Origin of the sequence: Algibacter lectus, from assembly GCF_900112395.1 — a bacterium.
GTDB classification, from domain to species: domain Bacteria; phylum Bacteroidota; class Bacteroidia; order Flavobacteriales; family Flavobacteriaceae; genus Algibacter; species Algibacter lectus.
This window is the reverse complement of sequence record NZ_FOLN01000013.1, coordinates 23,358-46,794: the sequence shown is the minus strand read 5'-3', so window position 1 is coordinate 46,794 and position 23,437 is coordinate 23,358. Positions and strand designations below refer to the sequence as shown.

Below are 23,437 nucleotides of genomic sequence, written 5' to 3'. Positions count from 1 at the left end.
TTCAATCATTAATTTTATTGTTTTTATGGATTAATTATAATGTTGTCTTTATTAAATTCATATTCAAAATTTCCGGAGGTGCTTAAACTTTCTAATACCTCGTAAATATCTTCTGTATCAAATTTTGCTGTAAAATAACGTTGTTCTAACTTTTTATCTTTATTAATAAAACTAACATTATACTGCCTCTCTAGTTTTTTTAATATATCGGTAAAAGCAACCTCATGTAAAATTAATCGGCCATCGAGCCAAGCCACATGTGGTTCCACATCTACCTGTTCTACATCAATAGCATTGCTATACTTGTTCCAGGCAGCTTTAAAACCTGGCTTTAGAATAACAGACTCTTTGTTTTGCGTTCCATTTCTAGACACATCTACAGAGCCTTCTACTAAAACAGTACTTATATTTTCATCTTCAGAATAAGATGATACATTAAACTTTGTACCCAACACCTTAACATCAATATTATTCGCGTTCACTATAAAAGGATGATTTTCATCTTTAGTTACATCAAAAAAAGCTTCCCCTTTTAAAAACACTTGCCTGTTTTGACCACTAATAAAATTAACAGGATATTTTAATGACGAGCCGGCATTTAAAGTAACAACAGTCCCGTCGGATAGTTTAAGCTCAAAACGTTTTCCATACGGTACACTTAAGGTATTATATATCAATTTACCATCTACTACGTCAGTATTATAAACTAGCTTATCTCCTCGTTGCGTCCCTATCACCTTACCATCGCTACCTATAATTTCTTGTACATCATCTTTATTAATAACAACTACGGCTTTATCATTCTCTAATAGAAGTTCTATTTGCTCTTCTACTAACTCTAAGGTTTTAGGCGTACTAAAAAAACCTTGCATCAACACATAGCCTAACCCTAAAAACAGTATTAAAACAGCGGCATACCTAAAAGCGATACGTTTAATTTTAAATATTTTTTCTGCCTTTTTATCTTTACTAATAATATCCAACAAATGCTTTTTTGTTTGCATAGCGTTGTACTCCTTAATAGTATGGTTAATAGCGTAATTCGTTTTTACGTAGTTATCAAACAACGGTCCATGCCCTGGTGCTTTAAGCCATTGATTTAATTGATCTAACTCGCTTAACGATGCCTGATTAGTAAAGTATTTTACTATAATATTTTCTATTTCTTTAGAAACCATTATTCCCTTCTGTTTTATATTATAACGAAGTAAATTTCCAATACCCTAACTTTTTATCAACATTTTTTTAAATTAGCAGAAGAAAATTCACTGAATGACTGATTTCTCAATAAATAACGCAACACTAATCAAAGGGTTAAAAAAGGGCAGCACAGCGGCTTACACCCAGTTGGTAGACCTATTTCACCAAAAACTTTGCGTTTATGCTTATAGCTTAACTCACGACCATAGTACAGCAGAAGATATTGTACAAAATGTATTTGTGAGTATTTGGCAAAAGCGAGAGAAATTAAAAGATGATTTTAACCTGAAAAATTATTTATACAAATCTATATACAACCAGTTTATTGACCTTTACAGAAAAGAAAAAGCAACTATAGCTTTAGAAAAAAAATATATAGAGGCCTTAGATACTGTAGTTGAAGATCAGGATAACAACATAGAAAACTTAATTTCCCTAGTAAAACAAGAAATACAAAACCTGCCTCCAAAATGTAAACAAACCTTTATTTTAAGTAGACAAGAAGGCTTAACTAACGTTGAAATTGCAGAATATCAAAAGGTATCTATTAAAACAGTAGAAGCTCAAATTACAAAAGCCTTCTCTATTATTAGAAAAAATATAGGCAGTAAAACTAGCGGAATTTTATTCTTGCTATTTGGTAAACACGCCTTAAAGTAAACCGCTCGCTTTTTTTAAGCACAGCTAGGTACAACTTCAGTAAACTTATATTCTACTTAATACAACCGCTCTAGTTTAAACCACCACATAAAAACGAGCATCCCTACTAAAGCCAATACGTGCAACCAAAACCCAATATAATTTAGAATTTTTACAAAAGTTTTATTATAGAATTTTGTAATAGAAGATATAGCGCATAATAAAACACAAACCTCAAAACCGAGTACAAACCATTCTCTCGTTTCGAAGTGATGCGTTTTTATATTCACGGTATCAACAACCCAAAAGATAAGCATCCCGATTACAAAAACCGCATTTACATAAGCAATAGATAATGCGATCTTTTTTGTTTTATATCCAATGGAAATCGCTGCTAAATGACAGATTAAAATAATAACTAATGCTATAATTACAGTGGTATCAGTCATAGTTATTAATTAAGGTTAGTCTACCCGATTTCCTTTTTTATCAATCGAGAACCAATTGTCACTTTCCACAACACGGTGTTCATCTAAATCAAAATATTCTTTAGCGCTGTAAGTTACTTCGGCTTTTCCGTTTTCAAACCATTTTACATAGTCGTATTCGCAAGCAATTACAACCTGTCCGAATTTGTTAGCATATCCCATTTTACCGTTTCGGATTACTCGCGTTAACCCATCATTAAATGGTTCTAAACCATTATCATACATCACAAGATCGAATAGAATATTCTCGTTTTTGTCTATCGCCATTTGGCGTCCATACGTACTATCGTTAGGGTGCTCCATAACATTGGCATAAAACTCTAAAGTATCTGTGCCGTAGTATGCGTATTTACCAAACGGAATTATAGTATCATTATTTTCGTTTACATAAGCAACACTTACACCGTATTCTAGATGTTCCGCGTTTGTAACTGCTTTCAGTTTACTATCCGGAATAGTATCTGCCAACGCGACATCAAAATACCGATAATTAGTAACATCTTTACCCACGTATTCCTTGCACGAAAGCGCTACAAAGGCACTAAAAATTAATAAGGTTATTGGTTTTATTTGCATTGTAATATGGTATCTAAACTAAAGTGCTTATCGCTTTTCCACTTTAACGGGCTTAGCCTCTAAGGTGTAATTTTTTAAAATTTCTTGAGCTTCACTCTCACTCAGTATTTTTAATTCCGAACTGCTTATAGCTTCTTTATCAGGCATCATAGAGCGCATTAAAATTAATCTAAAAACCTCTCTTCTAGCACCAAGTTTTTCTTCTCCTTCGTTGTTTAAAGCATACGGTTTGTAGGCACTCGCCATATTCTGCCAAATATTTATTTCGTTATCTGGGTTTTGGTCGCGCTTAAAATTTGTAATTGTTTCATCTAGAGAAACTGGGTAAACCTCATTAAAAGTTTCTTGTATATCTTTAATTTTTGCCAATTGTTCGTCGGTTAATGCCTTATGCACTATTGGCCCTTGTGTTAAACCTTTAATTGGAGTGGTTTCAATATTAGAATCTTGTTTTGCTTCGTCTTTGCAAGATGTTACAAAAACAGCGCATATAGCAATCAGTATTAACTTTCTCATTTCTTTCTCATTTGTTTTAAAGCCAAAGTAACTATTAAAAATAAATATCACTCACTTTAGTTTATCTTAAAACTAATATTTTTACAACTGAATATATTTATGCACTGTATAATCTGGCTATACAGTTTTCTTTTGAAAACGGATGCTTTTGTTGAGAACAGCAGCTGAAAACAAGTACAACTAGAATTATGAGGTTGTGTGGGGTTTTGAGGTTGTGCATTTTTGTTTGGGTGACGTTTAGATAGTTTTTCATATAAAACATCATAGAACATCAAATTTATTTCTGCGTTTTTATTTATTTTAATCTTTCCATGATTTTGTTATTCCTTTAAAGTCTACATTTTCAAACCATTCTTCCTTCCATTTTTCCAAATATGGGATATCATTTGAAGATGGTTCATTATCACATCTATCTACAAGAATTATAGAGGGCATAACTGTTGCTTCACCTATTAATAGCGCTTCGCCAGATTGTAAAGAAGGTAAAATGTCAGTTACCGATCCTAAGGAGTCAGGCAAAAGTCTCTTTACATAATTTTGATCATCTGGATTTGTTAACCTCATTGCAATAAAATTATTACATTGTGAAAATATGGTTTCGGAAAGTTCTGAAGGTCGTTGACTTATTATAGCTAAAGATATTCCATATTTCCGACCTTCCTTTGCTATTCGTTCGATTGAAGATCTTGAGGATTTAAAACGCGCTAAATTACTTTTAGGCACATATTTATGTGCTTCCTCATATACTAAGAGTAAAGGCATATCATTGTCACCAACTTGCTTTTTGTAATAGTATGAATAATCAAATAACAAACGAGATATTAATGAAACCGTAATGCTGAGAACTTCAAAAGGAACGCCACTTAAATCTACTATGATAACATTTGACTTAGCATTTTTTCTATTTTCATTATCATAGCCATAGCCTAAGAATTGTCTTAAAGTTTCTTCAAAACTTATATTTTTACTTTTATCTCCAAATAGAAATTGTCTCAATCTCTGAGAATCCACTTTGGTGTTTAATCTGGAAACAAATTTATCTATTGACCCATCACTAAAAGCTCCTTTTGAAATTCCATGACCAGCGTCTTTACTTGCTCGTCTTGGAGAAGCAAACTCATAAGTCTTTTTAAAGTAATGTTGATATTTTTCTGAGTCTGATTTAAATATTTTATTACCGTCTGAAAATTGAATATCTAAATCGTTTTCAGTATGCTTGGTTTCTTTTCTTAAATTTTGAAAGCAATTTAATATTTCATCAATATCAAATTTAAGGGGACTGTCGAAGTAAACTTTTGATTCAGAGGGGTTTTTATATATTTTATTCTCTGTAATGAGCGTCCGTAAGAGTGACGATTGATTATAATTATTATTATCACCTGACTCTAAGAATAGCTCCTCTAACTCATCTCCGTTAAGTAACCAATAGGGTAGTATTAAGTCATTTATAGTTATGCTATTTGATTCTGGGAAAGCAGAATTGTACTCCGAATGGATGTCAAAAATTATTATGTGAGAATTATTTAATCCTTTAAAATCCGATTTTCTTTCTTGAGTAGCATTTTGTAAAACTTTTGCCGTGGTATGTGATTTACCTGATCCAGTTGAACCTACAATTGCAAAGTGTTTATTAAAAAACCTATTTCCATTAACAGGTACATCTATTCTTTCTTTTGATGAATGTGAAAGCTGAGCAAAACAAAATCTCTCATAATTACTTTCGTTGCTTCCACTAGAATAAATTGCTTTGATATCTTCTTTAGAAGCTGTGGTAGCCTCTTTTGGTGGTAAAGCGATAGAATCACCACCTCGCCTAAAAACACCATCTTCAATAGTTCCTAAAGGATTGGCTTCAATTAAGTACTTTCTCTCTCCACCTTCTGTAACTTCAATGAGAAAACTCTCAATAATTGCTATTAACTTAATGTCAGAGTTATCATTATCTGCTATTTGAATATATGACCCTACTTTAAGCTGCTCAGCGCCTTTAAAGGCGTTAAGGTCATCTATTTTGATTTTAACTTTATTGGGAAGAACTGCTATTACTTCACCATTTACTTTTTGTTCTGCCATTAAATTATGTTTTTAATTTCATCTACTTTTTGGACTTGAAATTTTAAGTGTTTCTGAGTAAACGAAATACTTAAGGGTGTTTCTAAATAGAACTGATATACTTCACTAGTTTTATCAAGTTGATTTATGATTTGGTCTAATTCTGACGCTTCATTAATGAATTTGAAAAAGAGCTTATTTTCAAAAGTTGGTCTTACTTTGATACTTTCTAGGTTGAAAGGGGCATTAAAAAAATTGTACCCATCACATATATTATATCCATCTTTTTGTAAGTCCGTCTTTAATTCAATCAGTTTTTGAGGTTCTATTCCATGCAATAAAATATATGGTACAAATCTGTCTGATTCAGGAATTGTTTTTGTTTTGTTTTTGCTCCATTTGTTTTTAAGTGAAAGCACTAATTCCTTTATTACGGATATGTTCGTGAGATTATCTACTTCCACAACAAAAAATCTCTCATTTGGCTCTTTATTTAATTGACTCTTGAAAAATTGGTTATGAAGTGTTTTAACTCTTTTCTCAGCAGTTAATACATCATTAAAGGCAGATTTAAAGACTATTTTTTTTCCTTCTGAAATGAGTTTGTCCAATTGTTCTTTAGAACAAGTTCTTAAGTTTTTATTTGAAGGTTCATTTTTAGTCACAATATCTAGTAGATAACTAGAAATTATAGAATAGTATAATTCCGCCTCTTCAATGGATTTGGAGTACAGTGTTCTTATTTTTTCTATTACCTCATTGTACTGAGTAACAAAATCGTGTGCATGAATTAGAGTGAAATTTTGGACAAAAGATGTTTTTTCTGAAGTACTATAATTAGCCTTTTTATTACCTAAAATCGAGTCCAAGTCCGAAACGGAAAGCCTTTTTTTATTTTGAGCGACTCCTTTTAAATAAATAAAAAGAATAAACTTCTTGGACTTGTCTGCTTTATGCTGATCTAATAATTGTAATAAAGGTTTTTTTATTTTTTGCTTCTGCTGAGGAGCTGTATAGTCTGTATCATGATATTTAACTTGAACAAAGTAATTGTCAAATTCATAATCTTGAAGCTGTTCTATTCGAACGGTTATTGACGGATTATTAAATACTTCAAGTATAGAACGGTCAAATTGATATTTAAAACCTTTTATTGCTACATAAGCTCCATCCATTTTAATGTTTTTTTCTTGTTTTTAATTATTTGTTCTAATCAAACAAAGAACATACCCCCTATCCAACTGTCTCATTAAATCAGCATAAAACACCAAAACAAAGCTCACCGCATTCACATTAAAACAACGGAACGTGCAAACAAGGTTTAGTCTAATATGCTAAACTTGGTGATTATATTTTCTATGTATATTCTTTAGGGAAGAATGGCAAAACACTAGCTTAAGGTGTATTGCAGGCTAAATATAAATATATTTTGCAAACCTGTTAACGTAAAGCGCTTTAAAATTTGTTTTTAACATATTTAGGGTTGCTTAGAGCTGTGGTTCTTCTTCAAAACTTGAGATATATTTTGGTGTAAAAAAGCTATACTACTGAAAAACTAAATAACTTCATTTTAATTCTCTGAATAGAACAATACACTAAATAAGTAAACAAAATATTACATTACACATAAATCGCAACATTTTCGCCACTTACTTGCTACAAAACACACCATTTGAATCCTAAAGCTTTAAATAACTTAGCTATTATCCAATAACTAAACATTTAAAACTTTTTAAGATGAAAAAAACATTACTATTATTTATTACGTTATTAAGTATAGCGTTTACCAATGCACAAACAGAAGGTGCAACATTTACAGCAGGCGATTACACCTATGAGGTAACAGCAACGACTACCGAGGTTAAAGTTACGGGTTATAGCGTAACCGATTTAAATATACCTGCCACAGTTACCGACGGAACATATAACTATAATGTAACATTGCTTCCGTCTGGTGTATTTAACACAGATACAAACATTACATCGGTAACAAGTATGGCAGCAGTCGCTATTGGTTTGCAAGCTTTTAATGCATGTTCTGGTCTTGAAACTGTAAATCTGCCTAATGCCATTTCTATTGGCAATAGTGCCTTTTTAAATTGTTCCTCACTAACCACTGCAGATCTTAGTGGTATTACAGGTACGCTTGGTAACAACACCTTTAAAAATTGTTCTGCATTAACAACTCTAGATGTGAGTAGTGCAACTATTGCCGGAAACAATGCTTTTGAAAACACGGGTACGCTTGCAAATGCAAATTTTAGCAGTTTAGTTTCTCTTGGAGCTCAAACTTTTAAAAATACTGCAGCAGTAGCTTTAAGTTTCCCTGCGTTAACTCATGTAGGTAATGCATCAGATTCTACTTCGGGATTAGCATTTTGGCAGGCAAGCGATCTTAAAACTATAGACTTACCGGTTATTGAAGTGATTAACACAGGTGCTTTTAACTCATGTTCATCACTTGAGTCTATTACTTTTCCTGCTACATTAACTTCACTTACCGAAAACAACTATAATATGTTTAAAGGCTGTACAAGTTTAGCCAATGTAATTGTAGAATACACCACATTTATACCGCTTGGATATAACCCAGACGGCGCTTCTGTAAACACATCAATATTTGCAGATGTATTTGGAGCGACTTTAACAATTCCTTCATCTGCTAATGCTACCGATTATACTGCAGGAGATGTATGGAAAGATTTTGGCGCACCTGTTTTAAATCTAAACACTCATGAAGCTGCATTAGGATGGGATTTTTACCCTAACCCAACAAACGATTTAGTGACTATACAAAACACGCAATCGCAAAATGCAGACATTACTGTTTTCGATTTAAACGGAAGAGCATTATTGAATAAAACGATTAATAATGTGCAGTCTGAAATTAATATATCGAACTTAAACACCGGCATTTATTTATTTCAAGTTAAAACAGATACAGGCGAATTTGTAAAGCGTATCGCTAAGCAATAAGAAAACCTTAATAATCATTTAAGCACAAAAAAGTCCGATTCTAGTGAATCGGACTTTTTTTATTAGATATAACTTATTCTTTCTTGATTATGTTTTACCTCTGATATTTTAGAACGTAGTTATTCGTACCATCACTACCATCGAGAGCAACACCGCTTGGACAGAACAAATATTCAGGGTCATTATTTGCATCCATAAGCAATTGTGGACGTTCTAATTTAACATGCTTTCCATAACGCGGATTTGCTCCTTCTGGAACATTTCCATTTAAATAAAAACTTTGAAAATTATGAAACCCAGAAAGTGGTTCTGCTTTAAATTGAAGTCCATCATCGGACACCCAAAGTAAACCGCCCCCTTTTTCTAAAATGCCGTGATTATCTGTAGTTAACAAACAAATTTTATCTTTCCAAATAAAGGCATATCCATCTTCTATTCTAACCTCGTTTGTTGTAATAGGTTTGGATTGAATAACATACGGGCCTTCTAATTTTTCTGCAATAGCAAGTCCCATACTCACCTTTCCGCCTTTACCTTTTGGACCAGCCATGGCCTTAAAATACAGATAATATTTTCCGTTTGGGTGTTTTATAAGTCCCGGGTTATTTACACCAAGACCACTATCAAAACACCAAATAGAGTCATCATTAGGCGGACTCAACAAAGGTTCGTCTTTATTTGGTTTCTCTACCCAAGGTCCATTAAGACTATTGCTCACAAGCATGCCTATTCTTTGGCTCGGACCATGGTTTTCATCACCATCGTTAGCTATAAACACTAATACATATTGATTATCAATTTTTTTAATACTTGGGTTATGAAAACCAGCAGCGTTCCAGGTGTTATCTCCTTTGCCTTGCGCTACAACTTCCACAAACTTAAATGGTTCTTCAGGACTTTTAGATACATAATGAGCAATTTCACTATTATACCTCCACGCCTTTTTAAACGGCGTAGCAGAAGACCATCTGGCACTAAAAAGATGCACATTTCCAGCTTCGTCTCTAATTGGAGAACTTCCCCAAACATCGTAACCCGGTTCGTTTATAGATGCTCCGATAAACTTCCAATGATCGGACATTGCCGTTGGCACTTGCACGCTATCGTTTACACGTTCGGTTTTAACCGTTTCATTTTTTTTATCAATTTCTTTGCAAGAACAGAAACAAATAGATAAAGTGATAACGGCTAAAAATATTGTTTTTATGCTTTTCATTAACACTATTTTTATGGCATTTGAATGGGTGATTGCTTCCATCCTGCTTTTAATAATTAAACTCTAAAACTTCTCCTTTTTTAGTCTCAATTTGTTTTACTTCATCTTGATAACGTAAGTTTAAAGTATTCCCTAATTTAGAAGTTATCACTAATGTTTTCAGTTTACCTAACTCCCAAGTCATGTCGATTTCAAAACCTTTTCTAGCAACAAGACCTTTTATACTTCCCGATGACCAAGCTTTTGGTAAAGCTGGCAGTATATGCACTTCACCATTCTGGCTTTGCATTAACATTTCTGTAATACCCGAAACCACACCAAAATTTCCATCAATTTGAAATGGCGGATGCACATCTAATAAATTCGGTAAAGTAGATTTTCGTTGTAATGCCAAAATATTCTCGTAAGCTTTATCGCCCTCTAACAAACGTGCATAAAAATTGATAATCCATGCACGACTCCAACCTGTATGGCCGCCACCTTTAGATAAACGACCTGCAATGGTTTTTTTAGCCGCCTCAAAAAGTTCGGGTGTTTTAGTTTTCGAAATTTGATTTGACGGATGCAAACCATACAGATGCGAAATATGTCGGTGTCCCGGCATCGCTTCTTCAACCTCATCAACCCATTCTAACAAGCGACCATCTTTACCAATTTTAAGCGGTGGCATTTGTGCTATTTTACTTTTAAGCAAATCACTAAAATCTTTATCAATATTTAAAATTTCTGCGGAAGCAATACAGTTATAAAAAAGTTCGAGCACTATTTCTCTGTCCATCGTCGGACTCATATTCAAGGTTGCTTTTTCACCTTCTTTAGTTAAAAAATTATTTTCCGGTGAAATAGACGGCCCCGTAACTAAAAGCCCTGTTTTTGGATCTTTAACCATAAAATCGACAAAAAACAAAGCGGCTTCTTTCATTATTGGATATGCCTGATTTTTTAAATATTCTTTATCCTCAGTATACTCGTAATGTGTAAATAAATGTTGGCAACACCAAGCGGCACCCATAGGCCACATGCCATATCTTGCTTTACCGAAAGCTGCTGTAGAATGCCAAGCATCACTTGTGTGGTGCGCCACAAAACCTCTAGCGTTATATGTTTTTTGAGCCGTAATACGCCCCATTTCCCTTAGGTTTCCAATAAATTCTAAAAATGGCTCGTGACATTCGGCAAGGTTTGTCATTTCGGCCATCCAATAATTCATTTGTACATTGATGTTAATATGATAATCAGAATTCCAAGGCGGTGTAAATCCGTCTGCCCAAATACCTTGTAAATTGGCTGGTAAAGTACCCGGACGTGAGCTACTAATAAGTAAATATCGACCAAACTGATATTGCAACTGCGTAAGGTAATTATCTTCTGTTCCTGCTTTAACTTGCTTTAAACGCTCGTCGGTTGGTAAATCTTCTCCTGTATTATCAGATATTTTAAAAGCGAGTCTATGGAATAACGATTGATAATCTTCTGTATGCCTATTTAAAAGTTTTTTATATGAAGAAGAAGCTATGTTTCTATAAATTTGTTCGCAGTCTATTTCAGGATTAGAACCGCGATAATCACTAGCTGCAATAACTTTTACAAGAACCTCATCGGCATTAGAAATCACTAACTTTCCTTCTATAACTTCGGAAGTACCACCGAGCGTTTCAAAATGTAGTGTAGCATAAAAATTCACGCCATGACCATTACCAACATGTTCTGAAAATTCAATTTTATTTTCGGATACCGATATTTTAGTTTGAGCATTTCTTTTTACCCAAGCAGACATATTAATTTCACCATTTTTATCTGCCGTATATTTATAAACCATCACCTTGTCTGGAAAACTAGAAAAGTAATTGCGTTTAAAATGAACACCATTACTACTGAAAGATGTAGTTACCAAAGATGTGTTAATATCTAACTCTCGCTTGTAATTGGATATGGAATCTAAACCCGGAGTTTCAATAAATAAATTGGCAAGCATTTGATACGTGTTTTCACCCGATGGTAAACGATCGCTAAGAATTTTATCTTGAACCATTTTTTCTGCATCCATATACGCCTCATCAAAAAGAAGTTTTTGGATGGTATCTATATATTTTCCGGCATCTTTTTTATCTCGATTATAGTCTTTTCCGCCTGTCCAAATGGTTTCTTCATTTAAACAAATAATTTCATTTTTTGGATTCCCATAAATCATGGCGCCTAAACTACCATTACCTATTGGCAGCCCTTGATTCCATTTTTCGGTAGGTTGATTAAACCAAATTTTCAAAGGTGTTTTTGGTGATTCCTCTTTTTTTTCAGAACAATTAAAAAGCATCAAAAAACAAAAGGATGCGACTATATATTTCATATGTGTTTTATTTGGCTTTACACTCCAAAACAGAAATATGTAAAGCAAAGGTTAGTTTTATCTATAAAAAGCTTAATTATTCATTTCGAATCTCACTAAATAAGCCCATCCTTTTTTCTGAATCATTGCAATGCCCCAACCTGGCACATTAATTTCCGGATTTCCATTTTCTAAATGCGGACGATATAATCCTGGAGCTTTTGGAATGTTTTTCAAGCTATCTTGCAAGACAGAAAAATGCTCACCATCGGCAGAAATATTTAAAGTCTTATTGATTGATGCCAACGACACTATGCCTCCATCTTTACCCCAAATAAGCACCTCGTGACTTTTATCTAACAATGGGCCATCGTGCTTTTTAAACGGACCTTCTGGCTGATTTGCATAAGCCACATTCATTTTTGTTTTACTTGGCCCGGCTTTACCATCGGCAATAGACCTGCCTTTGTAAAACAACCAAACTTTATTATCTCGAACCAACAAACTCGCATCGTCTATACGAAAGCTATCAAAATCTGAATCGACATCGCTAATCTCCAAAACCGGATTATTTTCTACACGTTTAAATGGTCCGTTTGGATTATCGGAAACTGCTAAACCTATTGCCGTGATATCGGTAGTAGAATTGCCTTCGAACACCTTATTTTTATTTCCAGGAGTTGGTTTTACGCCTGTATAATACATGTAGTATTTATTATTACGCACCAATATATTAGGCGTAAAAACGGAATGGCTATCAAACGCTCCTTCTGCTCCTAAACCAAGAGCCATGCCTTGCTCTTCCCAAGTATGGCCTTCGTCTTGAGATGTTGCATACCAAATAGTAGCCCAATATCCCGATGTAATAGGGCTATCCATGCGGCTGTACCAAACGTAATACGTGCCATCGACTTTAATAATATCGCTATTATCGCGTCTATTATAAAGCGAATTTTTACCGATACCGGTAATATCTTGATAGGTAAATTTAACTGAAGGTGTTTCGGTTATAATATCTTCAACATTCTTTTTCTTTGTTGTTTTTGATTTACATCCTACCGAAAAAACAGTAATTATAATAGCTATAATAATTTTGAACTGCCCTTTTTGAAAGTTTATATAACGCATGTATTAATTATTTGATATTATTACGAATTTTTAAAATAACAGGTTCGTTTTTATTGAATGTTTTTTCTACTTTGAAATTAACAGTTCCGAAACCTTTCCGTGTAAACGCATCAAAAAAACACGTAAACTTAAGCTTACTGCTTTGTACTAGTTTTACTCAAAACTTATTTTAAAAACATGAGAACTGCTGCCATAACCTGGCTTTACCTGAACTCCTGTTGCTAAATATAAATAGGCTGGTTTATCGTCTATAAAAAGGATTTGTGCACGCTCTAAATGACCGTCTTTTTTACCTCGGTATGACACAGCATCTTTTAGATATTCTTCTCCTACATAGTGTTGTAAATCTTCATAAGATCGTTCTGTTTTTTCAGCAGGAAAAGAAAAACCATCGCCCGACTTCCATAATAAACCACCTCCGCTATTTCCTAAAGATGCTCTAAAATCACGACTAATCATGTATACAGAATCTTTCATTGTAAACGCATAAGCATCTTCAAGAGGCATTTTTTCTTCGGTTACCCTTGTTGGTTGATGTATATATGGACCTTCAACATGATCGGCAACCACAACACCATAAGAATACACATAGCCCTTAGGTTCTTTTCTAACCACAGATTTGTGATATAAAAAGTATTTGCCATTGTATTTAATTAATGATGGATTAGAAACTCCTAACCTTGCTGTATAATTCCACACTTCGGGATTTTTAGTTTGGCGTAAAATAGTACCGTCGGCTTCGGCTCCTTTTGCTGGTCGCCAAGTATCATTTAAATCATCGGCAACATACATTACAATACGTTGTGTTTTTAAATCGTTGTTTTCGTTAACAATAAAACAAAGCTGATATTGCCCATCAATATTACTAACCGTTGGGTTGTGTGGCGAATTAAACAAACCATCTTTGTCTGGCACAGCGATACCTACATACTCAAAAGGCCCTTCTGGACTATCACCCACGTAATGCCCAATTTCGCAATCTTTAAACCAACCGCTAAAATTTCCGGGTTGCGAAGCGGTAGACCATTGCGCAGCAAATAAATGTGTTTTACCATTTTTATCTTGTACTGGCGAAGATCCCCAAACATGCATATCTTTTTGTGCTGCAGCATTGCCAACATACTCTATTTTCATTTTTTGAGCTTGGGTGTTACAGCTAAGAAAAACAAATAGCAATGCAGTTAATAATATTTGTTGTGTTTTCATTTTTACTTTTTTATTATAATTCATTTTACTTAAAGCTTTTATTCACTCTTTAATTCTTGTGTCCATTCGCTAGCAAATCCCCATTGTTTGATAACTCGCATTTTGTAATAAATAGGAATTCCTTTTTTAATATTAGGAATGTTAAGCACTCCTTTCACTTTGGTTGTTAATTTTTGATGATACTTATTAGGACTGGTACCATAAAGGACTTCATATAAATAATCATAAGGGTTTACACTATAAGCAATAAAAACGCCATTTTCGGTGTGTTTTGTATTCCAAACAATTGGTGGAAGTTCATCTTCATCTTTTATGAGTTCTTTTACTTCTGAAGGTACGCTCTCTCCTTTATTATTGACAGCAATAAGTTGATATTGCCAAACATCACCTTGCTTTATTTTTTTGTCCTCAATATCAATAAAATTATTTGTTGTTTTCTTAGTATTGAAAATCAAACCGTCTTTCTCATATCGAACATAATACGCCTCGGCATCTTTACTTTTTTCGAAAAAAACACGAATACCATTGTTAGCTGTATTTGCAAATGTTATAACAGGCTGTTTCGGAACTTGAAACTTAACAACATCTGTGAGAACTTTGTAACCTTGCGGATCTAAGAAACTAACTTCTATCATGCTTAAGTTGTCTTTAGCACTCCACTCAAGGAAAACATCAAATGTATCATCTCCAGGAAAAATAGTTTTAATATTTTCTGTTTTTGTTTCTACAGGTTTAAAATCCGAATCAAAAAGCGTGTACTGTACTTTATAACCTCTCAATATATTTGCGGGAATATCTAACTTTTCTCTTGGTTGAATAGTGACTTTTGCATGTCTTTCTGCGGTGTTTATATTGGATACTGTCAGGTTTTTTATGGGACTAAATTCCTTTTGAACGCTATAAAAGCCTTTTTTCTTGTCTCTAAAAGAAGTTACAATTCCCCAAGCTCTGTTTTGAGAAGGAGGCGTTTTCCATCCGTCTTTACCATGATATGTACTTCTATAATCATTAAACGTCCATAAGGAAGCACCCAAAACATATTCTTTATTTCGTAATTGATTCAATATTTTTTCAGCAGGAACATCACCTAAACTCGGATCTTCAGAATTTAATTCATATCCAAACTCAGACATAAAAATTGGTTTCTTATGGTTTTTCCAGGTTCCATCTACCTTTTTCCCCCAATTCTGATATCCATTTAGCATTGCTAAACCGGAGTACATTGTTGCTTCTTTAGGTGAATTATTAGCCGAATTAGACACGGAAACAGCTATTCTATTTGGATCTAATTTTTCAGCCATCTCTATAGCACCCTTTATATAAGCATCTACTTTTGGGTTTTTAGATGCCATACCCAATTCATTACCTACACTCCAGCCTATAACTGCTGGATGATTATAATTATTTTCGATAATTCGCTGTAACCATTCTTTTGGTTTTGGATGCTCCGGATCTACCAAAACATCTTTTCCCCAAAGACCAACTTCTTCAAAAATCATAATTCCTTTTTCATCCAAATAATCGATGTACTCTTTGGGTAAATTTACATGACTCAATCTAGCCATATTGGCTCCCAAACTTTTCATTAAATCAACATCTTCTTTAATACGTTCTAGAGGTAATGTATTGCCTGTAAATCGATCTTCTGGTACCACATTAAACCCAACTGGCCTTATACTTTCTCCATTTAATAGTAATTCTAAACTATTTATTTCTAGTTTTCGAATACCAAATCTATCCGAATTTGTATGTAAAATTTCCTTGTTTTCGGATAAGGTAACCGTAGATTCATATAAATTAGGGAAATCAAAATGCCATAAATTCACTTTAGATTTTGGTAAGTGATAAGCCCATTTTACAACATGTTTATTGGTATTGGCAGGAATTATTGTTTTCACCTCACCTTGAGCTACAATCTTTCCGTTACTTTTAATGTCTATATTAAATAGTACGTTTCTAGGCGTATTACTAGCATTGCTACTCACAATTTTCACATCTAATTGAGCCGTTCCTTTTTTTAAGTTGGGCACGGCATCTATATGTTGAAACTCAATACGTGTTTTAGATGTTAACTCTAACCAAACTGGCCTTCTGATACCACCCCAATTCCACATAGCACCGCTTATAAAAACGTTATTAACCAATACGGTTAACCTATTTTCTTTTCCAGGGTTTATATATTCCGAAATATTAAAATGAAAAGGTAAGAAGCCAAAATCATGTTCTCCAACTAAATGCCCGTTTACCCAAACTTTGGAATTGTTGTACACAGATTGAAACACCAAACGTAATTGCTCTGTGCTTTGTATTTCTTTAACAGTAAAAGTTCTAGTGTACCACGCATCTCCAACATATTCAGAATATTCGTTTACCAAATCCCAATTACCAGGAACAGCCATAGTACCCCAAGACGCCGTATCTAAATCTTTTGCAAACCATTGAGAAGATTCTCCTTCCCCATAAGGATCTATTTTAAAGGACCATTTACCGTTTAATGATATGTTCTCATTGCTTTGGGCATAACTAAAACTTGTGACTATAAAACATAAGATTCCTATTAAAATAGGTACTTTAAAATCCATTAAACTTTTTATCATTTTAACTTCGTAAAAATTCAAATTATATCTCCGATTGATAAAACACTTTATCTTTTTACTGAGGATTTTCCGGAACCTCCTTTAAATCGAATCTTTCCAGAAACTGTCCCTTTTTATTAATAACTCTCTGCACGCCCCATTCTATCAACTTACCATTACCATTATCAGTAAACGCTTCAGGACGATATGCTCCAGGTGCAAGCGGTACATTTTTATTTGTAAAATCGTGTGTCTTTTTAAAATTAAATCCATCTTCGGCATACATAATAGATTTACGTACATCCTCAGGTCCTTCTTTCCCTATAAGTGTGGCTACACCTTTGCCTAGAGGCCAAACTAATACTTCATGACCGCCTTTTACAACAGGGTTGTTTTCATATTTCACATATGGTCCTTCAGGATTATCGGCTATAGCAACACCCATTTTAGTTTCACGTGGCGATTTACCCCATTGGCGACCTTTGTAGTATAACCAATACTTTCCGTTACGAACAATTATACTAGCATCGTCAATTCTGTGACTATCAAACTCAGTAACATTATCACTAGGAACCATTATTGGATTAGTTGGAAGTTTTACCCAAGGACCATCAGGAGAATCGGAAACAGCTATGCCTATTCTTGTTTTCGATTTTTCAAGATCCTTAGTTCTATACGGATTATTAACTCCCGAATAAAAAAGATAATATTTATTGTTAGCAACTAAAATTCCAGGTGTAAAACAACCTTCATCATCCCAACTACCATCTTTTCCCGGTGGTAAAACTTCTCCTTTTTCTGTCCAAACAAATCCATCTGGTGAGGTTGCATACCATGTTGCCCATCTAACATGATCTCCTACTTTCCAATACCAAACATAATACAAAGATCCTACCTTTATAACATCACTTGGGTCGCCTCGTTTTATGCCCTCTTCAAAACCTAATGCTTCAATAGGAGAATATGATGCTGTTACCGATTTAAAGTTCGATTGAGAAAAAACAGTACCCATTCCTAAAAAGAGCAACACTATAATTGCAAAAATATTTTTCATTAGTAAAAGTTATAAAGACAGTTATGGATTTTCTTTTAGTTTGTTTTGTTTGAAAACATACGCACAGATCTATTCAGTTATGTTTGTATATTCGGCAATTACCAAAGTTAGTATAAAACAAAAACTTATAATTATCAATTAGGGGGTATAAATGTTGAATTTGAATACATAAAAACAACTCCAACATAAACACAACAAGCTAATAATCATAAACATACAAAAAACCTCATGATTTAAGCCAAATTCCATAAGGAACGACCTAACCATAACATGAAAGCTGTAGAAACGACACCAATTATTACTCTATAAATCAAGATTATTTTAGTAGATTTTAATCTTTAAGTTGAGTAATTGGCCTTCTATCAAAACTTAAAGCACCAATATTATTTTCTCTTCCAGATAGCCACGGACCATTATAAATATCGCGAGTGCCTACGTAAAACTTACTTGGTAGGTAGGTTATAAATTTATAATTAGATGCTTTTTTCAATGTAAGAATAAGTGAATTATCTTTAACGTCCACTCTTTTAACTTCAAGAGGCATTTGTTCTAAATTTGAATCTTCCGAAGCAAAAAACTGATCTTTTAAATAATGAACCACGCCATTTACTTCACGCTTTTCTTCTAGAAGTATAGACTGATCGAAGTTTAGTATAATCTTTTTAGAACCTGTATAATTCGCACTTAATAATTTTGGAGGTGTTATCGTGAAATCGAACTTTTCGTTATAATAATCCCGCGCCACTAAAGGATAAATACGTTTGGCAAATTCTAAATAACCATCGTAAGAAAAGTGACAACCATCATGACCTGTAACACCTAGTGTGGACATAATATTTACCATCTCGTACTTTTTATCTATTTTATTTTGAACTTCACGCATTTCAGAAAGATAACTCTCTGGATTACGACCACAACCTGGATGAATTTGAAATAAATAAACTTTTTCTAAACTTGTATAAACACGTTTCCAATCATTCAAAAGCACATCAAAATTAGCTGCATATCCTTGATAACTTTCCACACTTACCGAGTTAGACTCTCCTTGATGCCAAAAAATGGCTTTAATTTTATCTTTCAAGCCTGCTTGATCGACACGATATGCTAAACGACCAAAGCTAGTTTCTAAAGATGGTTGCTCTGGATATAACATGTTTTTTTCTATTGAAGATGAACCGCTACCACCGTTAATAATACAAACAGGCACCTGATGTTTTTCGACAATTAACCGCATTAATTCCATACCCCAAGCACCAACAGCAAATGGGTTCTTTTTAAACCATCCTCCAACACCATCAAGACCTTCTAAATTTCCTGTAGCCATACCCCAACGTACTTTTCTATCGTCGTCGTTGTAAGTTTCGTAACCTGTTTTAACCCCAAAACTTCTGCAATATGGATTACTGTAAGTCGACAAGCTACTACTTGCATGAGAGTTAGATTGCCCAGTTATAATATAAGCATCTCCACAGACTACATGATCGGCAGAAAAGTATAGGCTATCGACATTATTTTTTTTGATATAAAACTCAAATCGATACTCGTGTAAGCCTGAATTTATTTCAGTTGAAACTGAAAACTTCTTATCAACCAAACTATCCTTTTGTGTATTATAAAGCACATTATCTTTAAATACTTTTAATGAAAACTCTTTAAAATCTGGAGTTCCCTTAATATTACCAGAGATTAAAACCTCAGCGGTATTACTGCTATCGCGAGCATATAACTGATAATCTTCGGGAGCTTCTGTAATTCTTATTTTTTGCGCAAATAAACTCATTGATAACAATGTAAAAGCGCATAGCAATAAATAGGAGGATTGGTTTTTCATCTGGAATAGGTTTCAGCGTTAAATATACTTTTTTATTCTGATTTTATCCACATACAATGTCCACCACCCGGAGCCATATTAGCTTTAATAACATCTCCTTTTTTCACTTTAGCCTTTCTTATTTGGTAAGCTTCGGGGTTTGTTTTACAATCGGTTTCGGGTGTATCCTCGTAAAAGGTAACCTCATAGATTTTTCCTTCTTCAAGAAAGTTTAAGTCAATATCTAAAACGCCTCCTTTTTGATTCATAACACTACCAACAAACCAATCGTTTTTAGATCGTCGTGCTGTAGTAATATATTCTCCCATTTTTGAATTCAGAATTCGAGACTCATCCCATTTACCAACAGGCATTTTTTGGATAAACTCGAATAAATCGGCTTTAGCCTCATAAGCTTCTGGAGCATCGGGAATACAAACTAAACCACTAAAAACAACTAGAGTTCTAGCTACCTCAGACACCACTGTAGATAAATAAGAGTTTAATTTCTTTGGGCCTTTTTGTCGTTTTCCGGCGTTAATTCCGGTGATATCAAAATTACCATTATTCATATCCAAAGGCCCTTGTATAGCATTAACTAAAGCCATTTTAATAAAAGTTTCGGGAGTAAACGCTTTACGAGAATCTTGCTGTGCATGGCAATATTCGCGGGTAATAGCGTTTGGAAATGTACGCCTAACACCCGTAAAAGGCACTGGACTATCATGGAAATCGATTAGTAATTCACTAGCAGCACTTTGGCTAATAGCATCACGAGAAAACTGAACATTATTCCCCATAAAACCATATTTAATACCATGCATACCTAAAGATTGAAAATAAGGAAACAACTCCTTATCTCCATATTCGCCAAATTTACGATCGTAATACAAAATAAGTTCAACATCTTTATCTTCAGCGTAAGCTATAACAGCTTCTAAATCTAACTCAGGAGTTAACTCAAAATGCCCTTTAGTAGCACGTTTATACCAAGATGCATCAATTAAAAAATACTCAATCCCTTTTTTATCTGCAAAATCTATAAAACGTTTGTAGCTTTCTGTGTTAATACCATACACAAAACCATCGGGCGCCGTATAGCCATGTACACGCCAATCCCACATGGTTTTACCAGGCTTAATCCAATCGGTGTTTTCTATTTCACAAGGTGCCGCCAAATTTACAGTAACAGTACTGGTTACTAAATCGCCTGCCGAGTCTCCAAACAAAATAACTTTCCATGGCGTAACCACTTTTTCGTTTATATATTTTGGTTTACTACTAGATACTAGAGTTCCCGATTTTTTATTAAAATTCATCGTCATGGTGCTAAAACCTTTAGATGAATACAGATCGGATTCTAAAAAAGATAAATGATTTTTATTCGATTTTTCTACAACAATAGGAAGCAACATTTTTGACGATTTTGCTTGCTCATCAGATAAACTACCTATAGCAACAGGACCAACAGGAGGATGTTCTCCGACTGTATAATAAAACACATCGTTACTAGCTAAATTATATTCAGCATAAAAATCTAATTGATCTTCTGCGGTAACATTATCCAGTTCAAATCTAAAACTAACACCGTCGTTATAAACACGAGAGAGTAATTTCCCTGTTTTCCCATTGACTTCAATATAAATTACAATTTCATTATAAAAATCTCTAATTTCACTAAACTGCCCCCAAACCGGATTCCATTTGGTATCGACTGAGTTAATTTCTGTATTTAATATTTTTACAGGAATGTTAGGCAGTATCGAAATACTAGACACACCTACCAAGACCTCGTTATTCCGGTTTAATTGATATGTTAAACCTTGCTCATTATTCTCAAAAGTTAACTCTACCTTTTTATCGGGAGAGCTTACATTTAGATTTGGCTTAACACTGCAAGCATTGAAAAACGCAATAAACAGAAGCATTGAAAACGTTAGAGAAACTTGTTTCATTTTGTAGATTTTAATTTAATTTTCGTCTTAATTAATTATACTTTCAATTTGTTTCCAGCCTTCCATGCCTTCGTTTTGCTGTTTTTCCCCTGCTGTACTTCTACCATCTAATATTATTTTTTTAAGCGCAACTTTTAACTCGACAGCTTTTTCCGGGTGCTCTGCTATTAAGTTTTTAGTTTCTTCAATATCATTTTTTAAATTGAAAAGTTGCATCTCGGGTAAATCTAATTTCTGACTTTTTATTTCGTTTGGTCGTGGGTAACTCCACCCTGCAGAACCGTTGGTTAAACACAACTTCCAATCGCCTTGTTTTATAGCAAACGACCCGTTTATGGAATGATATACTGTATATTCTCTAATATCATCTTGATTAGCTCCTACAATTAAAGGTAGCATACTATAGCTATCTTCCGCTTCGGTGTCTTTAATGTTATAGCCAGAAACCTCGGCACAAGTTGCAAAAAAATCGACAGTAGAAATAGTTCTATCTGTTTTAGAGTTTTTTAAACCTTTGCTTGGCCATTCTACAATAAGTGGCACATGATGTCCGCCTTCGTAAATATCGGCTTTCATGCCTCTAAACACATAACTGGGGTCGTGTTTTACTTTTGCCAATTCTTCAAAATCTGCTTTTGGCGAACACCCATTATCACTAGTAAATACAATTAATGTATTTTCTGAAATGCCTTGCTTTTTTAATGCTTCTCGTATTTGGCGAACCACATCATCAACCTGCATTACAAAATCGCCATACATATTGGTATTACTTTTTCCTAAAAACTCTGTAGTTGGTAAAATAGGTGTATGCGGTGCAGGCAAAGGAAAATATAAGAAAAACGGATCTTTCTCAGTCGATTTTTCTTCAATATAACTTACAGCTCTATCTGTTAGATCTTGCAAAATATTAGCGTGAACAAAATCGTCGGACGTTGGTCCTTTTCTCCAAACACCTTTTTCGTCTACCGAAATAGTAGTTTTTGTAGGCTCCATAGTTGGTATATCATTTTCAACAAATACATAAGGCGCCATATCTAAAGATCCGCAAAACCCAAATGAATAATCAAATCCATGTGTTGACGGTCCATTTTTAATGGGTACCGAAAAATCTACTTTTGGATTAGTATGTAGTTTTCTAAGCGTGGCTTCTGTTTCTTCATTTACAAAAGACCAGTCCCAGCCCATGTGCCATTTACCAATGTAAGCCGTACTGTAGCCTTGTGTTTTTAACATGGTTGCTACAGTAACACGATCTTCTTTTATCAACGATTTAGAATACCCACCAAGCACACCACTTTTTAAACGACTCCTCCAATTATAACGTCCCGTAAGAATACCATATCGTGTTGGTGTACAAACAGCAGATGACGTATGTGCATCTGTAAACATAACACCATTGTTCGCCATATTATTAAGGTTTGGCGTTGGTATTTTTCCGTCAGGATTAAAGCATTCTAAATCTCCATAACCTAAATCATCTGCTAGAATATAGATGATGTTCGGCTTTTTAGGTTTCATTAACTCCGTATCAGAACTTATTTTATTCTGCTGTTTTGTTTCATCTGAAAAACTTGAAAAAACAAGACATAAAACAGAGGTTAAAACTAAGAGTGTGCTTGACGTTTTTATCATTGTATTAGAATCTTTTAATCGTACTATTTTTAAATTAAATAAGTTGAAAACGCTGTATATACCCGCTAAGGTAAAAAATTATGTATC

The 23,437-nt window shown here is 34.0% G+C and carries 17 protein-coding genes; 2 read left to right on the top strand and 15 right to left on the bottom strand.

Annotation, left to right across the window (positions count from 1 at the left end; genetic code table 11):
- Window positions 1-23: 23 nt before the first annotated feature.
- Window positions 24-1,178: a FecR family protein gene (locus BM246_RS17665; protein WP_074939828.1), complete on the bottom strand. Its 1,155-nt coding sequence runs from the start codon at window positions 1,176-1,178 to the stop codon at window positions 24-26.
- 94 nt (window positions 1,179-1,272) lie between these two features.
- Between BM246_RS17665 and BM246_RS17660 the strand changes: the two genes are divergently transcribed.
- Window positions 1,273-1,860 (top strand): RNA polymerase sigma factor, encoded by a 588-nt coding sequence (locus tag BM246_RS17660; RefSeq protein ID WP_042499411.1) that lies wholly within the window; start codon window positions 1,273-1,275, stop codon window positions 1,858-1,860.
- 56 nt (window positions 1,861-1,916) lie between these two features.
- On the opposite strand, the gene BM246_RS17655 is transcribed toward BM246_RS17660, so the two are convergent.
- The 5 genes from BM246_RS17655 to BM246_RS17635 all read right to left on the bottom strand — a co-directional run bounded on the left by BM246_RS17655 (window position 1,917) and on the right by BM246_RS17635 (window position 6,646).
- Window positions 1,917-2,288, bottom strand: coding sequence for a hypothetical protein (locus BM246_RS17655; protein WP_074939824.1), 372 nt, complete (start codon window positions 2,286-2,288; stop codon window positions 1,917-1,919).
- 15 nt (window positions 2,289-2,303) lie between these two features.
- Window positions 2,304-2,903 carry a WG repeat-containing protein gene (locus BM246_RS17650; RefSeq protein ID WP_074939821.1) on the bottom strand — a complete coding sequence of 200 codons (600 nt, stop codon included), beginning with the start codon at window positions 2,901-2,903 and terminating at the stop codon, window positions 2,304-2,306.
- A 27-nt stretch (window positions 2,904-2,930) separates the two neighbouring features.
- Window positions 2,931-3,419: a hypothetical protein gene (locus tag BM246_RS17645; RefSeq protein WP_139221925.1), complete on the bottom strand. Its 489-nt coding sequence runs from the start codon at window positions 3,417-3,419 to the stop codon at window positions 2,931-2,933.
- A 300-nt stretch (window positions 3,420-3,719) separates the two neighbouring features.
- Window positions 3,720-5,492 (bottom strand): ATP-binding protein, encoded by a 1,773-nt coding sequence (locus BM246_RS17640; protein WP_074939811.1) that lies wholly within the window; start codon window positions 5,490-5,492, stop codon window positions 3,720-3,722.
- On the bottom strand, window positions 5,492-6,646 hold the full coding sequence (locus BM246_RS17635) for a hypothetical protein (RefSeq protein ID WP_074939807.1): 1,155 nt from the start codon (window positions 6,644-6,646) through the stop codon (window positions 5,492-5,494). The genes BM246_RS17640 and BM246_RS17635 overlap by 1 nt, the downstream gene beginning before the upstream one ends.
- 562 nt (window positions 6,647-7,208) lie before the next feature.
- On the opposite strand from BM246_RS17635, the gene BM246_RS17630 reads away from it, so the two are divergent.
- Window positions 7,209-8,447: a leucine-rich repeat domain-containing protein gene (locus BM246_RS17630; protein WP_074939804.1), complete on the top strand. Its 1,239-nt coding sequence runs from the start codon at window positions 7,209-7,211 to the stop codon at window positions 8,445-8,447.
- Window positions 8,448-8,541: 94 nt separating this feature from the next.
- On the opposite strand, the gene BM246_RS17625 is transcribed toward BM246_RS17630, so the two are convergent.
- The 9 genes from BM246_RS17625 to BM246_RS17585 all read right to left on the bottom strand — a co-directional run bounded on the left by BM246_RS17625 (window position 8,542) and on the right by BM246_RS17585 (window position 23,350).
- Window positions 8,542-9,663 (bottom strand): glycoside hydrolase family protein, encoded by a 1,122-nt coding sequence (locus tag BM246_RS17625; protein WP_139221924.1) that lies wholly within the window; start codon window positions 9,661-9,663, stop codon window positions 8,542-8,544.
- Window positions 9,664-9,712: 49 nt separating this feature from the next.
- Entirely contained in the window at window positions 9,713-12,010 is a 2,298-nt protein-coding gene (locus BM246_RS17620; RefSeq protein WP_083415853.1) for a glycoside hydrolase family 95 protein, read from the bottom strand.
- 72 nt (window positions 12,011-12,082) lie between these two features.
- Window positions 12,083-13,117 carry a family 43 glycosylhydrolase gene (locus BM246_RS17615; protein WP_083415852.1) on the bottom strand — a complete coding sequence of 345 codons (1,035 nt, stop codon included), beginning with the start codon at window positions 13,115-13,117 and terminating at the stop codon, window positions 12,083-12,085.
- A 153-nt stretch (window positions 13,118-13,270) separates the two neighbouring features.
- Window positions 13,271-14,323 (bottom strand): glycoside hydrolase family protein, encoded by a 1,053-nt coding sequence (locus BM246_RS17610; RefSeq protein ID WP_231961876.1) that lies wholly within the window; start codon window positions 14,321-14,323, stop codon window positions 13,271-13,273.
- 38 nt (window positions 14,324-14,361) lie between these two features.
- Window positions 14,362-16,905, bottom strand: coding sequence for a glycoside hydrolase family 2 protein (locus tag BM246_RS17605; RefSeq protein ID WP_175489812.1), 2,544 nt, complete (start codon window positions 16,903-16,905; stop codon window positions 14,362-14,364).
- A 70-nt stretch (window positions 16,906-16,975) separates the two neighbouring features.
- Window positions 16,976-17,953, bottom strand: a complete 978-nt coding sequence (locus BM246_RS20225) for a family 43 glycosylhydrolase (protein ID WP_083415851.1) — start codon at window positions 17,951-17,953, stop codon at window positions 16,976-16,978.
- A 331-nt stretch (window positions 17,954-18,284) separates the two neighbouring features.
- Window positions 18,285-19,784 (bottom strand): sialate O-acetylesterase, encoded by a 1,500-nt coding sequence (locus BM246_RS17595; RefSeq protein ID WP_083415850.1) that lies wholly within the window; start codon window positions 19,782-19,784, stop codon window positions 18,285-18,287.
- A 32-nt stretch (window positions 19,785-19,816) separates the two neighbouring features.
- Complete coding sequence (locus BM246_RS17590; protein WP_231961875.1) at window positions 19,817-21,718, bottom strand: glycoside hydrolase family 97 protein; 1,902 nt, start codon at window positions 21,716-21,718, stop codon at window positions 19,817-19,819.
- Window positions 21,719-21,745: 27 nt separating this feature from the next.
- Window positions 21,746-23,350, bottom strand: coding sequence for a sulfatase family protein (locus BM246_RS17585; RefSeq protein ID WP_074939781.1), 1,605 nt, complete (start codon window positions 23,348-23,350; stop codon window positions 21,746-21,748).
- Window positions 23,351-23,437: the final 87 nt, after the last annotated feature.

Coding starts and splice junctions, on each gene's coding strand:
- BM246_RS17665 (WP_074939828.1), bottom strand. CDS start 1,178: ATGGTTTCTAAAGAAATAGAAAATATTATAGTAAAATACTTTACTAAT.
- BM246_RS17660 (WP_042499411.1), top strand. CDS start 1,273: ATGACTGATTTCTCAATAAATAACGCAACACTAATCAAAGGGTTAAAA.
- BM246_RS17655 (WP_074939824.1), bottom strand. CDS start 2,288: ATGACTGATACCACTGTAATTATAGCATTAGTTATTATTTTAATCTGT.
- BM246_RS17650 (WP_074939821.1), bottom strand. CDS start 2,903: ATGCAAATAAAACCAATAACCTTATTAATTTTTAGTGCCTTTGTAGCG.
- BM246_RS17645 (WP_139221925.1), bottom strand. CDS start 3,419: ATGAGAAAGTTAATACTGATTGCTATATGCGCTGTTTTTGTAACATCT.
- BM246_RS17640 (WP_074939811.1), bottom strand. CDS start 5,492: ATGGCAGAACAAAAAGTAAATGGTGAAGTAATAGCAGTTCTTCCCAAT.
- BM246_RS17635 (WP_074939807.1), bottom strand. CDS start 6,646: ATGGATGGAGCTTATGTAGCAATAAAAGGTTTTAAATATCAATTTGAC.
- BM246_RS17630 (WP_074939804.1), top strand. CDS start 7,209: ATGAAAAAAACATTACTATTATTTATTACGTTATTAAGTATAGCGTTT.
- BM246_RS17625 (WP_139221924.1), bottom strand. CDS start 9,663: ATGAAAAGCATAAAAACAATATTTTTAGCCGTTATCACTTTATCTATT.
- BM246_RS17620 (WP_083415853.1), bottom strand. CDS start 12,010: ATGAAATATATAGTCGCATCCTTTTGTTTTTTGATGCTTTTTAATTGT.
- BM246_RS17615 (WP_083415852.1), bottom strand. CDS start 13,117: ATGCGTTATATAAACTTTCAAAAAGGGCAGTTCAAAATTATTATAGCT.
- BM246_RS17610 (WP_231961876.1), bottom strand. CDS start 14,323: ATGAAAACACAACAAATATTATTAACTGCATTGCTATTTGTTTTTCTT.
- BM246_RS17605 (WP_175489812.1), bottom strand. CDS start 16,905: ATGGATTTTAAAGTACCTATTTTAATAGGAATCTTATGTTTTATAGTC.
- BM246_RS20225 (WP_083415851.1), bottom strand. CDS start 17,953: ATGAAAAATATTTTTGCAATTATAGTGTTGCTCTTTTTAGGAATGGGT.
- BM246_RS17595 (WP_083415850.1), bottom strand. CDS start 19,784: ATGAAAAACCAATCCTCCTATTTATTGCTATGCGCTTTTACATTGTTA.
- BM246_RS17590 (WP_231961875.1), bottom strand. CDS start 21,718: ATGAAACAAGTTTCTCTAACGTTTTCAATGCTTCTGTTTATTGCGTTT.
- BM246_RS17585 (WP_074939781.1), bottom strand. CDS start 23,350: ATGATAAAAACGTCAAGCACACTCTTAGTTTTAACCTCTGTTTTATGT.